A 13,642-nucleotide genomic window follows, 5' to 3' on the forward strand; every position below is an offset into this window, starting at 1 on the left:
CGTCGATGCCGAGGATGTCGGCGATCATCCCGGCCAGCTCGCCGGTGCCGACCGCCACCGCCGGACGCTCCGGCGCGGACGCCCCGCGCAGCTCGTCCAGGGGCGCGTCGGTCAGCCGGGCCCGGTCCACCTTCCCGTTGAGGGTCTGCGGCAGCGCCGCCAGCGCCACGAGGGCGTCCGGCACCAGGTGCGCGGGCAGGTGTTCGGCGAGCGCGTCCCTGGTCGGCACGTTGGCGCCGTCCTCCAGCACCAGGAACGCGTACAGCACGTTCTCGCCGCCGACCCGGCGCGCCACCACGACGGCCTCGCGCACCCCCGGCCGGCCGCGCAGCACCGACTCGACCTCGCCCGGCTCCACCCGGAAGCCGCGCACCTTCACCTGGGCGTCGAGCCTGCCCAGATACTCGACGCGGCCGTCGGGGAGGGTCCGCACCAGGTCACCGGTGCGGTAGCGGCGGTCGCCCGCCATGGTGACGAACCGCTGCGCGGTCAGCTCCGGGCGGCCCGGATAGCCGGTGGCCAGGCCCGTGCCCCCGATGTACAGCTCGCCGGGGACACCGGCCGGCACCGGCCTGCCGTGGGTGTCGAGGACGTGCAGCTGGGTGTTGTCGATCGGGTGGCCGATGGTGACCCGGTCACCCGGTGCCAGCCGGCAGACGGTGGACCAGATGGTGGTCTCGGTCGGCCCGAACATGTTCCACACCTGGCCGGCGCGGGCGAGCAGCTCCTGGGCGGTGTCCTGGTCGAGCGCCTCGCCACCGCACAGGACCTTCAGCCGGCTGTTTCCCCGCCATCCGGCGGCGAGCAGCATCTTCCAGGTGGCGGGGGTGGCCTGGACGACGGTGGCCCGGCCGGCCTCCAGCAGACGGCGCAGCAGGACGCCGTCCCGGGCGATGTGGGTGGGCACGATCTCCACCCGGCCGCCGGTGATCAGCGGCAGGAACAGCTCCAGTCCGGCGATGTCGAAGCAGACCGTGGTGAGCGCGAGCAGATGGTCGTCGGCCGTGAGCCCCGGCTCCTCTGCCATCGACAGCAGGAGGTTGGTCAGGGCCCGGTGCGGGACCTGGACGCCCTTGGGGCGGCCGGTGGAGCCCGAGGTGTAGATGACGTACGCGGGGTCGTCGGGGGTCGCGGCGGACTGTGCCGGCCGACCGTCCACGGCCGGGGAGGGGTCGTCCCCCGGCGCGTCGAGCAGCAGGACTTCGGTGCCGAGGCCGGCCCGCGCCGAGGACTGGGTGACCAGCAGGCGCAGCCCGGCGTCCTCGGCCATGTAACGCAGCCGCTCGGCGGGGTAGTCCGGGTCGAGCGGTACGTACGCGCCGCCGGCCGCGAGCACGCCGAGCAGGGCCACCAGCATGTCGTGGGAGCGGTGGACCAGCACGCCGACGGTGCGGCCGGGGGCGACTCCGCGCCGCCTGAGCCGGCCGGCCAGCCGTTCGACGCGCTCCATGAGCTGCCGGTAGGTCAGCTCGGTGTCCGGGTCGGACACCGCGATGGCGTCGGGGGTCCGGCGGGCCTGCTCGGCGAGCAGCTGGGGCAGGGTGCGGCCGTCGTGCACGGCCCGGCGGCCGGCCAGGGGCGCCTGGTGGGCCGTGGCCTGCTCGCCGCCGGCCCGCCGGGTCAGCCGGTCGAGGGGGGCGTCCGGCTCGGCCAGCGCCGCGTCGAGCAGCCGGGCGAACCGCTCACCGAGCCGGCGCACGGTGTCCTCGTCGAACAGGTCCGGGTTGTACTTGAGGCAGTACCGGGCGCCCTCGGGCTCCTCGACCACCTCCAGGGTGATGTCGAACTCGCCTTCCTGGTGCACCCCGGGGAACACGCCGGCCACCGGGGCGGTGTCGCCGCCGTCCTTGACCCAGTTCTGGAAGTAGAACGCGGTGTCGAACAGGCGGCCCGGAGCGCGGAGCTCCTGCGCCAGCGTCAGCAGCGGGTAGTCGCTGTGCTCCAGGGCCTCGAGGACGGTGTCCCGCACGCCGCGCAGCAGGGTCCTGAAGTCCCGCTCGGGGTCGAGGTCGTGCTTGAGCACGACCATGTTCATGAAGTAGCCGAGGACATCGGCGTACTGGGGCGACGGGCGCCCGGCGACGGGCGTGCCGACCAGGACCCGGTCCCCGGGGGCGTAGCCGTGCAGCAGCGTGACGTAGGCGGCGAGCAGCACACAGAACAGCGAGGTGCCCTCGTCGTCGGCCAGCCGCCCGGCCGCCTCGATCGGGCCCGCCTCCAGGCGGCCTTCGAGGGAGGCCCCCCGGTAGCCGGGCACGACGGGGCGCGGGCGGTCCAGCGGGAGGCGCAGCGCGGGCAGCTCTCCGGCCAGTTGCCGCAGCCAGTACGCGCGCAGCCGCTCGCCGCGCTCCGAGGCCAGCAGGTCCTGTTGTTCGCGTACGAAGTCGGCGAAGGTGGCCTTGGGCGCGCCGGCCGGCGGGGACTGCCGGTAGAACGCGGACAGCTCGCGCAGGAAGACCGGGATGGACACGCCGTCGAAGACGATGTGGTGGAAGGTGAGCAGCAGGACGTGGCGGCCGTCGGCCAGGCCGAACAGCGTGGCCCGCAGCAGCGGCCCGGCGGCGAGGTCGAAGGGCTCGCGCAGGCAGGCCCGGGCCGCCTCGCGCACCGCGTCCAGGTCCCCGGTGGAGCTGGTGTCCAGCCGCCGCTCGGTGAACGCGAGCTCCCGGCCCGGGTCGACCACCTGCCGTTCGCCGACCACGCGGGCCCGCAGCTGGGGGTGGCGGTCGACCATGGACCGCAGCGCCGCGCGCAGGGCGGCCACGTCGACGTCCGGGTCCAGCCAGAAGGCGAGGGGCAGGTTGTAGGCGTAGTTGCCCGGTGCGGTCCGTTCGATGACGCTCAGCGCCCGCTGGCCCACCGAGAGCGGGAAGGACACCGGTTCCACCGGTTCCTGTCGGTGGGCCGACTCCTCGGGCGCGGGGGGCGCCGCGGCCGGACCGGCTCCGTTCACACCCTTCTCCGCGAGATGGCCGGCCAGGCCGCGCAGGGTGGGATGCTGGAGGAGGTCGCCCAGCCGTACTCGGACGCCCAGATCCTCCTCGATCACTCCGGCGATCCGCGTGCCGCTCAGGGAGTCGAAGCCGTACTCGGACAGCGGCCGGTCCGGGTCGAGCGGCTGATCCAGCTTCAGTGCCGCCTCGAAGATCGCGGCGAGCCGGGGCAGCAGCGGGGCGGCGGCGGTGTCGGGGTCCGCGCCGGTGGCGCCGGCGGACACCGGTCGTACGGCCGCGGCAGCCGCAGCGGACACGGCCGGGGCGGTGGCGGGCGCGGGGCGGGCGGCGTTCTCCCCGATGATCACGTGCTGGCCCAGCCGGGGGCCGCGGTCCAGCACCAGCGTGTCCGTGAAGCCCTCTTCGACCAGCAGCCGCTGCCAGGTGCCCGCGTGGGCCAGGGGCGCGTCCTTGATGCGCAGCTCGCCGTCGGCGAAGGCCCACCAGCCGTCCAGCACCCCGCCGGTGACGGTGATGCCGGCGCGGATCGCGGTCAGCTCGTTGAGCACCAGCCAGCCGCCCGGGCGCAGCAGCTCACGCGCCTTGCGGAGGGTCGCGCGGAGGTCGGAGGTGGCGTGCACCACGTTGGTGGCCAGCACGACATCCACACTGCCCGGCTCGAACCCCTGCCCGGCCAGGCTCGGTTCCAGGTTCAGGGTGCGGAAGCGGGTGAACGGATAGCGCGCGCCGAACCGGCGCTCCGCGCTGTCCAGGAACTCCGGAGAGATGTCGGTGAAGACGTACTCGACCCGGTCGGCGTGTGCGGACAGCACCGGCAGCACCCGATCGGTGGTCGCCCCGGTGCCGGCCCCGAACTCGACCAGGCGCAGCCGCTGCCCGGCGCCGAGCGCGGGCAGGGCCGCGCGCGCGTACTCGGCCACCGCCCGGGCGACCAGCTCGTTGAAGGAGTCGGTGAGCGGATTGCCCCGGTAGAAGTCCTGGACCAGCTCCATCGAGCCGCCTGGGAACATGATCTCGGTGGCGACGACCTCGCCGCGCAGCACCTCCGGGTAGCTGCGCAGGAACAGCCGGGTCAGCGTCACGGTGGCCGCGATGTCCGGGTGGTCGGCGGCGATCCGGTCGAATTCGCCGTCCCAGCGGTGCGGGTCGCTCTCGTCCGGGGTGGACGCCACCTCGACCTCGTCGCCCCGGACGGTGAGGTGTCCGGCGTCGGCGAGGATGTTCAGCAGGGCCGAGTGCAGCCGGTGGTACTTGGGCACGATGCCGAGCCGGTCGGCGAGGCCGGACACGGTGTGCCGCTCGCCCGGCCGGAGCAGGGCGCCCATCCGCTGGTAGACGCCGAGCAGCACGGACTCGCACAGCGCGGTCAGCCGCTCGTAGCCGGCCACCACCGCGTCGGCGCCCGCGCCGGCCGTGGCCGGCCGGCCGATCCGCTCGGCCAGCGCCGACCTGCGCAGCCCCATCGCCTCCAGGGCCCGCCGGTCCGCGCGGATGGGCATGACCTGTACGAGGGAGCCGGCCAGCACCCGCTCCAGGGCGTCGAGCCCTTCCGTTACGGAGAACTCGGCGACGCCGGTCTTCTGGAAGATCTGCCGCAGGCCGGGCTGGGCGCCGGATCCGGTCCGGCCCCAGTAGCCCCAGTTGATCACCCGTACGGGATAGGGGCGCTCGGTGGCGAGCAGCCGCCCGTAGGCGTCCTGGAAGGTGCTGGCAGCCACGTAGGCGGCGTTGCCCGCGGCGCTGACGTATGAGCCCACGGAGCTGAAGAACGCCAGGAAGTCCAGGGGTTCCCCGGCCACGGCGGCGGCCAGCGCGAGCGAGCCGTCGACCTTGGCGGCGATCGCGGCCCGCAGCTCGGGCTCGGTGAGTTCGGCGATGGTGCTGGTGTTGAACGTCATCGCGGCGTGGAACACGCCGTGCAGCGCGCCGAACCGCTGCTTGGTCTCCGCCACGGCCTCGCGCAGCGCGGCCGGGTCCGCGACGTCCGCCCGCAGGTGCAGCAGCCGGCCGCCGGCCTCCCGCACCCGCCGTGCGGTCTCCTGCTGTTCGGGGCCCGGCTCTCCGCGGCTGAGCCACACCAGGTTGGCGCCGTGCCGCGACGCGAGGTCCAAGGACAGGGCCTGGCCGATGCCCCCGGTCCCGCCGACCACCAGATAGGTCCCGCCGGTGCGGTAGGGGGAGCGCTCGGGCGCGGGCAGGGGGGTCGCGAGCAGCCGCCGTACGTGCCGGCGGCCGGCGCGTACCAGCACGGCCCGGCCGGCCGGGTGCGGGGGCTCGGCGAGCACCGCGGCGATCGCCTGCTCGGGGTCGGTGTCCGAGACGTCCACGCAGGTGATGTCGAGGCCGGGGCACTCGGCGGCCATCACCTGGGCGAAGCCCAGGATCCCGGCCGCGTGCGGGTTGTCCTCGTGCGCGCCCGCGGTGACGACGGTGAGCCGACCCTGGGTGACGCGCGTCCGGAACAGCGCGAGCACGCCGTCCCGCAGCCCGCCGTCGGAGGTGTCGGGGAGTCGCGTGCCGCCGAGGTGGTAGAGGTGACCGACCGGCTCGGCGAGCAGGGCGGCGGGGTCGTCCCGGTCCAGGCGGAACAGCCGGGCCCCGGGGTGGTGGCGCAGCAGCGCCCGCGCCAGGGCGTCGGGCTCGCCGGGGGTCAGCACCGCCACCCGGTGCGGCTCGGCGGCGGGGGGTGCGGGGGCCGCCTGGTCCTCGGGGCACCAGATCGGCTCGTAGTAGCCCAGTTCGGGGCCGTTCGGCGGTACGGGCGGCCGGTCGGTGGGCGCGGGCTCCGGGTGGCGTAATGCTTCGGTGGTGGTCCGGCTGGTGGCGTGCGCCAGGACCGGGGCGGGTGCGGGGGCCGGTCCGACGTGGCCGGCCGGGGACGGGATCCAGTAGCGCTTGCGGGCGAAGGGATAGGTGGGCAGGCCGATCCGGCGGGCGCCGGTGTCGGGCCAGTCGGCGGGAGCGCCCTCGGTCCACAGCCGGGCCGCGGCGCGCAGGTCGCCCTCGGCCAGGGCGCGCGCCAGCCGGTTCCCGGCGTCCCCGTCCTGCAATCGGCGGGTGCGGCTCGCGTCGTTCAGCTCGACGTCGGCCGCCTCGCCCGCCGCGACTGCCCGCAGCAGTTCGCGTAACCGGTCCAGATCGGTCGCGGGGAACGCCAGCCGGACGTCCAGCTCTTCCCGGCCGACCCGCAGCGTGTGGGCGACGTCGGCCAGTGCGGGGGCCGGCCCGTCGCCCGCCTCGCCCGCCAGGTCGCGCAGCGACATCTCCCCGGAGACGGTGTGGTCGAGCCCCAGTCGCTCGCTCAGCGCGACCAGTTCGGCCGCGCCGAACCCGTGGTCCACGAGGTCCAGGTCGGGGTCCAGGTCCTCCGGGCGCACCCGAAGCACCTCGGCGGCCGTCCGGGCGCACTCCGTGAGGGACGTGCCCGTGGTCGACCGCCGGCCGAGGAAGTCGGCCAGCTCGCCCGCGTAGGCCCGCAGCCGCTCCTCCGTGAGCGCGGAGAGCACGATCAGTTCGGCGTCCCCGCCGTCCCGGGTGCGGGGTCTGCTGTCCCGGTACTCCTCCACGACGAGATGCGCGTTCGCCCCGCCGCCGCCGAAGGAGCTGATTCCGGCGCGGCGCGGGAACTCCACCTCCCGACCGTCGCGGTCGCGCAGTACGGGACGGGCCCAGGGCCCGGCCTCCTGCTGCACCCTGAACGGCGTCTTTGACAGGTCGATGTCCGGATTCAGCTCGGCCGAGTGCAGTGAGGGCGGAAGGACGCCGTGCTTCAGCTGCATCAGCACCTTGGCCAGGGCGGCGATGCCCGCGGCGGATTCCAAATGGCCGATATTCGACTTGAGCGAACCAATGGCGCAGCCTCCACCGCCCGCACCGGATACGGCACCGCTTTCGTCGCGGAAGGCCTCGCGCAGCCCGGCGATCTCGATCGGATCGCCGAGCGGAGTTCCCGTACCGTGCGCCTCCACATAGGTGACGGTCCGGGGGTCGACCTGACCCCGCCGCATCGCCGCGCGGATCACCTCGGCCTGGGCCGTCGGGTTGGGCACGGTGTAACCGCTGGTTCTTCCGCCGGCGTTGATCGCCGAGCCCTTCAAAACCGCGTAGATTCGGTCACCGTCAGCCTCCGCCGCGCTCAGCGGCTTGAGCAGAACGGCACCCACACCCTCGCCGTCCACGAATCCGTCGGCGTCCGCGCCGAAGCTACGGCATTGGTCACCGTGCGAAATCATCTGGCGGTCGGCCAGCATCCGCAGATGCGCCGGGTGCAGGATCAGGTTCACCCCGCCGGCCACCGCCACCCGGCACTCTCCGTGTCGCAGGCTTTCGCACGCCAGATGCACGGCGGTGAGCGAGGCCGAGCAGGCGCTGTCCACCGTGAGGCTCGGCCCGCGCAGATCGAGCACATACGACACCCGGTTGGCGATCGACCAGTGGGCGGAGCGCGCGTTGGTGTGCACCCCGAAGGCGCTGCTCTCCCCGGCCAGCCATTCGTAGTCGTTGTTCATGACGCCGGCGAAGACGCCCACCGGATTGCCCGCGCCGAGCCCGCGGGGCCGATATCCCGCGTCCTCGATGGTCGCCCACACCGTCTCCAGGAACAGCCGCTCCTGGGGGTCCATCTCCTCGGCGTCCGACGGCGAGATCTGGAAGAGCAGCGGGTCGAACTTGTCGACGTCCTCCAGCCAGCCGCCCCACTTGCTGTAGCTGCGCCCGCCCTGGCCGTCGGGGTGGTAGTGCTCGTCGATCCGCCATCGGTCGGCGGGCACCTCACTGACGCAGTTGCGGCCTTCGACGACGTTGCTCCACAGCTCGTCCGGGGTCCTCGCCGAGGGATACCGCCCGGCCAGGCCGATGACCGCGATATCCTCGCGCTCCGCCGTGGCCCCGGGCGCCGCGCGTTCCTGTACGGATGCCAGCAGTTTCAGAAGAAGAGCACGCTTGTCGTCCATAGGCCTTTGTCTCGTGGTCACAGTGACTCATGGCTCGAACGTTTATGACGGCACACTCAAAGCGCCGCACCGCACGGCGGCACAGCAAAAGAAGAAGAATTGGTTAAACGCGCAATAAAAGTCGAATGACTTCAGCCTTGCCCCCGTCGGCATCACTGTCCGCGAACTACTCTCGGTAGTCGCTCCCCGTCAGCTTGAATCGCCGTTGCAACGTAACATCAGACATCAAGTCGCGGCAACCATCTTTGGATCAGCGGTTTCTGATGCTCATTCAGAGCGAAACACCCCATGTTCACCCCTACCTCCTATCCACCCCAATCGCTATCCGATTCGCCCTCGCCGTGAGGAGAAACAAACAGGTTGTCAGGGATCCCAGTAGCACAGCAGCCCACCGGCATTCGCCCCAAAATGCCGCCTGGCGCCCCCCAGAAGGCACGTGATAGGGTCCACGCCGACGCGCCGATATGAGAAAATGGCGCCGTATTTGTGAGTCATCTCGCACGGGGGCAGGTGGCGATTTCCGGAATGGCGTGCTTACGATCCGTCTGCCGCTGGGCATCGAGTCTTTCCGGCCCCTTCCCTCATGCCGACGACGAGACCCGCCCGGGTTGCTGTCCGTTCGATCCACTGTTGAACCGCACTGGCGGAGGTATGTGGTGAGCAAGGAAGAGCCGACCCCTCGGCTGGCCGTACTGGGGGCCGGTGTCATGGGCACCAGCATCACGACCCTGGCCCTGATCCACGGTGTCCCCGTCGTCCTGGTCGAGACCGACCCCGAGAAGCGCGCGGGGGCCCGTGCCAGGGTCGAGCGCGAGCTGCGGACGGCCCAGCTCCTCGGCGCCCGGCCCGGCATACCCCAGGGAGAGCTGTTGATCCGCGCCTCGGCAGCCGACTGCCGAGGCGCGGATGTGGTGATCGAGGCGATCACCGAGGAGCCCGGCCTGAAGGTCAAGGCGCTCACCGAGGTCGGCGCGGACGTCGGCGCGGACACCGCGTTGGTCACCAACACCTCATCCATCCCGGTGGACGAGCTCGCGCAGCAACTGCCGCGCCCCGAGAACCTGCTCGGGGTGCACTTCATGAACCCCTCGTACCTGATCCGCACGGTCGAGGTGATCCGCGGCTCCCGCACCGGCGAGCGGGCCCTGGCCTCGGTCGAGCGGCTGCTCGCCGCGCTCGACCGGCGCGGCGTCCGGGTCGGCGACGGCCCCGGATTCGTCACCAGCCGGGTCCTGCACCGCATGATCAACGACGCGGCGCGGGTGGTCCAGGAGGGACGGGCCACCGCCGAGGACGTCGACACGCTGATGCAGGACTGCCTCGGACACCGCACCGGCCCGCTGCGCACCGCCGACCTGATCGGCATCGACAACCTGGTGGACTCGCTGGAGGTGCTGTACGAGCGCACCGGCGACGACGGTTGCCGCCCCTGCGAGCTGCTGCGGCGGAAGGTGGCCGACGGCGAACTGGGCCGCAAGAGCGGGCGCGGCTTCTACACCTACGCGGTCGGCCTCTGATGGCGGGTCAGCTCGGCCTCACCGACGAACTCCAGGACTATGTCCGGCACATGTCGCTGCGCGACGACGACATCCTGCGCGACCTGCGCGAGGAGACGGCCGGAATGCCGATGCTCCAGGCGATGCTGGTCCTGCCGGAGGAGGCGCAGCTACTCGCTCTGCTGGTGCGGCTGACCGGTGCGTACCGGGTACTGGAGGTCGGCACCTTCACCGGCTACAGCAGTCTGTGCATGGCACGCGCCCTGCCCCCCGGCGGCACCGTGGTCACCTGCGACATCAGCGAGCGCTGGACCGCCATCGCGGCCCGCTACTGGGAGCGGGCCGGCGTCGCCGACCGGATCGACCAGCGACTCGGGGACGCGGCCGACACCCTCGACCAGCTGAAGTCCCAGTCGGGCGAGGACAGTTTCGACCTGGCCTTCGTCGACGCGGACAAGACCAACTACCTCCGGTACTACGAGCAGTCCCTGGAGCTGGTGCGCCCAGGCGGGCTGCTGGTGCTGGACAACACGCTGTTCTTCGGCAGGGTCGTCGATCCGAACCACCAGGATCCGGACACCGTGGCCATTCGCGAACTCAACACCCGGTTGCGCGACGACGAGCGCGTGGAGATCTCCATGCTGCCCGTCGCCGACGGCCTCACTCTCGTCCACAAGAAGCCTGAGAGGAAGCAGAGATGAGCAACCCCACCGCCGACCGTCAGCTCACGGCGGAAGGAGTCGCGGCCGCGTTGCAGCAGTTCCTGCGGGAGCGCACCAAGACCGACTGGGAGCCGGACACCGATCTGTTCGCCTCCGGGACCGTCTCCTCCATGTTCGCGATGGAACTGGTGGTCCACGTCGAGCAGACCTTCGGTGTCGCCATCGCCGGACCGGACCTGAAGATCGACAACTTTCGCACGGTGAACGCCATGACCGCGCTCGTCCTGCGTCTGGCCCAGACAGATGACGCCGCGTGAGGAACTGGCCGCGCTGCTGAGCGAGGAGGTCGGGGACCGGGCCGGCGACTGGGATCTGGCGGGTGCCATCCCGCTGGAGACCCTCCGCCGGCTCGGCGGCGAGGGCGTGCTGTGCGCGGAGGTCCCCACCGAGTTCGGCGGGCGGGGCCTGTCCGGCCTGGACAACGGGGAACTCACCGCCCACGCCGGGACGTTGTGCAGCTCGCTGCGGTCCGTGATGACCTCACAGGGCATGGCGGCCTGGACCATCCAGCGGTTCGGCACCCGGGAGCAGCGCTCGAAGGAGCTCGCCGCCCTCACCCGCGGCGACCTCGCCGCGGTGGCGTTCAGCGAACCGCAGGCCGGCAGTGACCTCTCGGCGATCGCCACCACGGTCGTGGACGACGGCGACTCGGTGGTCCTCAACGGGCACAAGGTGTGGTCGACCGCGTCCGCCTACGCCGATGTGCTGGTGGTGTTCGGCCGCTACCAGGACGGCGCGGCCGCGGTGCTGGTGCCCACTCGGGCGCCCGGAGTCACCGTACGGCCCATCCCGCAGCCGCTCGGCTGTCGCGCGGCCGGCCACGCCGACGTACTCCTGGAAGATGTGCGCCTGCCCGCGACGCGGGTGCTCTCGGGAGCGAGCGTGTCGCTCGGCCTGCTCACCACCATCGCGCTCACCTATGGCCGGCTGTCGGTGGCCTGGGGCTGCGTCGGCATCATCCGCGCCTGTCTTTCAGCCGCCGCCACCCACGCCCGCGCTCGCGAGCAGTTCGGCAAGCCCCTGGCCGAACACCAACTCGTCGCCCGCCACCTGGCCGAGATGTACGTGGCGGAGCAGACCGCGACCCGGCTGTGCGAGCACGCCTCCGGCTGCTGGGACAGCCGTTCCGCCGAGCTGAGCAGCGCATCGGTGCTCGCCAAGCACGCCGCCGCGGGCCACGCGGCGCACGCCGCCTCCGCCGCGGTGCAGATCCTGGCCTCGGCGGGGTCGGTGGACGGCGGGACGGTGGCCCGGGCGTACCGGGACGCCAAGCTGATGCAGATCATCGAGGGCAGCGAGGAGATCTGTCAGCTCATCCTCGCGGAGCGCGCTCTGGAGAGGGTGACATGACCATCGGAACCGAAACCGCGGGAACCGTCGGCCTGGGGGCGGTGTACTGCCTGCTGCCGGAAGAGCGGGTGGCCGTCGAGGACCTGCCGGAGCTGGACCTGCTCAGCGACGAGGAGCTGAAGTTCGCCGAGCAGGCGGGTATCCGGACGGTCGGGGTGTTCCCCGACACCGAACCCACCGAACTCGCCGCCCGTGCCTGCCGGGAGCTCATCGCCGCGCATCCGACCACCCCCGACCTCGTCCTGCACATCGGCTCGCGGGCGCCGGACGTCCTGATCGGCTCGGACGCCGGGAAGATCTCCCACCTGGCCGGGGTGACCGACACCTTTCCGTTCACCATCGACGGTCTGGGCTGCGCCGGCTCCTCGGCCGCCTGGGGACTGGGCCGCGATCTGATCCTCGGCGACCCCGCCCGGCAGAGCGTGCTGATCACCTACGGCAGCCGGCCCACCGCCGCCGCCCGGGTCCGCCGCCCGGTCACGGTGATCGGGGACGGGGCCTTCGCCATGACCCTGGTCCGGGGCGGCCGCCCGGTGCTCAAGGCCCACCGGATGGAGGCCGACAGCTCCTTCCACGACCTGTTCAGGGTCGAGTACAAGGACCAGCCCTGGTCCCAGTGGCGCGAGGAGTGCGCCGACAACGACCGCTACTCCTTCGAGCTCGCCATGCAGAGCCGTACCCGCCTCGGCCCGCTGGTCGACCGGGTCCTCGCCGACGCGGGCGTCGGCAAGGGCGATGTGGCCACCATGCTGATGCAGAACGTCACCGCCAGCGCGTTCGACTTCTGGCACGCCACGCTGGGCGTGCCGATCCACCCGGTCTGCGCGGCGCACCTGGCCGAACTGGGCCACCTCGGCCCGATGGATGTCGTGCTCAACCTCGACCGCCTGCTGGCCACCGGGGAGCTGACTCACGGCGACCACGTCCTGGTGATCAGCAACAGCCCGGTCGCCGCCTGGACCGTAACCCTGTGGGAAGTGTGAACCGGGAGGGATGGACCACGTGACCGAGCAGCACCCCACCGTCAAGTGCCTGATCTGGGACCTGGACAACACCCTGTGGCGCGGCACCCTGCTGGAGGGCGACGAGGTCGAGATCCCCTCCGCGATCAGGGACGTCGTGGTCGAACTCGACTCACGCGGCATCCTCCAGTCGGTCGCCAGCCGCAACGACCACACCCACGCCTGGGAGCGACTGGAGAAGCTCGGGCTCGCCGAGTACTTCGTCCTGCCGCGCATCGGCTGGGGCGCGAAGTCCGTCTCCGTCCGGGCCATCGCCGACGAGCTCAACTTCGCGCTGTCGGCCGTCGCCTTCATCGACGACCAGCCGACCGAGCGGGCGGAGGTCGAGTTCCACCTCCCCGACGTGCGCTGCTACCCGGCCGAGGACGCGCTGTCCCTCCCTGCCCGCCCGGAGTTCAGCCCGACCGTGGTCACCCACGACGCGCGCCGCCGCAGGGAGATGTACCAGGCGGGCTTCCGCCGGGAATCCGAGCGCTCCGAGCACAGCGGCACCGACGAGGAGTTCCTGCGCTCCCTGTCCCTGGAACTGCGCATCGAGCACGCGGGCGACGAGGAGATCTCCCGCGTCGAGGAACTCACCCTGCGCACCAGCCAGATGAACGCCACCGGCGTCCACTACTCCGACCAGGACCTGCGCTCCCTCATCGTGGACGAGCGGCACGAGGTGCTGGTCGCCTCCCTCACCGACCGCTTCGGTCCGCACGGCGCCATCGGCGTCATCCTCCTCGAACGGCGCCCCGACGCCCACCACATCAAGCTCCTCGCCACCTCCTGCCGCGTGGTGTCCTTCGGTGTGGGAGCGGCCCTGCTGCGCTGGCTCACCGACGAGGCCGCCCGCGCGGGCACCACCCTCACCGCGGCCTTCCGCCGCACCGAACGCAACCGGATGATGGAGGTCGCCTACCGCTTCGCAGGCTTCGAGGACGCCCCCGGCCAGCCGGACCCGGCGGAGGACGGCGTCCAGACCCTCCTCCTCAAACCCTCCCGCCAGTCCGCACCGCCTCACCTCAAGGTGCTCGCCCCGCGCCTGTTCGGCCCCGGGCGCGAGCTGATCGAGTGGGGCACGGCGGACGGCTGACCCGATCGCCGCGGCTGAAGGGTGCCGGCAGGACCCCGAGTACCTGGTCCGGCTGAAGGCTGCCGAGA

Annotated in this window: 7 protein-coding genes (1 of these 7 cut by a window edge); 6 read left to right on the plus strand and 1 reads right to left on the minus strand. The window is 72.2% G+C overall.

Translation table 11 applies throughout. The features are described 5' to 3' along the window. On the minus strand, window positions 1–7,906 hold the 5' end (the start) of the coding sequence (locus ACFV2X_RS07295) for an amino acid adenylation domain-containing protein (RefSeq protein WP_385612568.1). The gene continues 15,539 nt to the left of window position 1, outside the view; only the first 7,906 of its 23,445 coding nucleotides appear in the window; it begins with the start codon at window positions 7,904–7,906; its stop codon lies off the left edge, out of view. 707 nt (window positions 7,907–8,613) lie between these two features. On the opposite strand from ACFV2X_RS07295, the gene ACFV2X_RS07300 reads away from it, so the two are divergent. From ACFV2X_RS07300 to ACFV2X_RS07325, 6 genes are read left to right on the plus strand one after another with little or no spacing between them, the layout of a single operon-like run. Beyond that, window positions 8,614–9,423, plus strand: coding sequence for a 3-hydroxyacyl-CoA dehydrogenase family protein (locus tag ACFV2X_RS07300; protein WP_385612921.1), 810 nt, complete (start codon window positions 8,614–8,616; stop codon window positions 9,421–9,423). After that, on the plus strand, window positions 9,423–10,103 hold the full coding sequence (locus ACFV2X_RS07305) for an O-methyltransferase (RefSeq protein WP_385612570.1): 681 nt from the start codon (window positions 9,423–9,425) through the stop codon (window positions 10,101–10,103). The genes ACFV2X_RS07300 and ACFV2X_RS07305 overlap by 1 nt, the downstream gene beginning before the upstream one ends. Next, a complete protein-coding gene (locus ACFV2X_RS07310) occupies window positions 10,100–10,381 on the plus strand; it encodes an acyl carrier protein (protein ID WP_385612572.1) in 282 nt (93 codons plus the stop codon). Before ACFV2X_RS07305 ends, ACFV2X_RS07310 begins: the two co-directional genes overlap by 4 nt. Then, window positions 10,368–11,474 (plus strand): acyl-CoA dehydrogenase family protein, encoded by a 1,107-nt coding sequence (locus ACFV2X_RS07315; protein ID WP_385612573.1) that lies wholly within the window; start codon window positions 10,368–10,370, stop codon window positions 11,472–11,474. Before ACFV2X_RS07310 ends, ACFV2X_RS07315 begins: the two co-directional genes overlap by 14 nt. After that, window positions 11,471–12,457 carry a 3-oxoacyl-[acyl-carrier-protein] synthase III C-terminal domain-containing protein gene (locus ACFV2X_RS07320; protein ID WP_385612576.1) on the plus strand — a complete coding sequence of 329 codons (987 nt, stop codon included), beginning with the start codon at window positions 11,471–11,473 and terminating at the stop codon, window positions 12,455–12,457. Before ACFV2X_RS07315 ends, ACFV2X_RS07320 begins: the two co-directional genes overlap by 4 nt. 10 nt (window positions 12,458–12,467) lie before the next feature. Beyond that, entirely contained in the window at window positions 12,468–13,574 is a 1,107-nt protein-coding gene (locus tag ACFV2X_RS07325) for an HAD-IIIC family phosphatase (protein WP_385612579.1), read from the plus strand. The last annotated feature ends 68 nt before the right edge of the window (window positions 13,575–13,642 follow it).

It is taken from the genome of Streptomyces sp. NPDC059679 (assembly GCF_042734105.1).
Lineage (GTDB): Bacteria > Actinomycetota > Actinomycetes > Streptomycetales > Streptomycetaceae > Streptomyces.

What these genes read in the sequence shown, in the direction of transcription:
- ACFV2X_RS07310 (WP_385612572.1), top strand. Translation starts at nt 10,100, where the DNA reads ATGAGCAACCCCACCGCCGACCGTCAGCTCACGGCGGAAGGAGTCGCG.
- ACFV2X_RS07305 (WP_385612570.1), top strand. Translation starts at nt 9,423, where the DNA reads ATGGCGGGTCAGCTCGGCCTCACCGACGAACTCCAGGACTATGTCCGG.
- ACFV2X_RS07300 (WP_385612921.1), top strand. Translation starts at nt 8,614, where the DNA reads ATGGGCACCAGCATCACGACCCTGGCCCTGATCCACGGTGTCCCCGTC.
- ACFV2X_RS07320 (WP_385612576.1), top strand. Translation starts at nt 11,471, where the DNA reads ATGACCATCGGAACCGAAACCGCGGGAACCGTCGGCCTGGGGGCGGTG.
- ACFV2X_RS07315 (WP_385612573.1), top strand. Translation starts at nt 10,368, where the DNA reads ATGACGCCGCGTGAGGAACTGGCCGCGCTGCTGAGCGAGGAGGTCGGG.
- ACFV2X_RS07325 (WP_385612579.1), top strand. Translation starts at nt 12,468, where the DNA reads ATGGACCACGTGACCGAGCAGCACCCCACCGTCAAGTGCCTGATCTGG.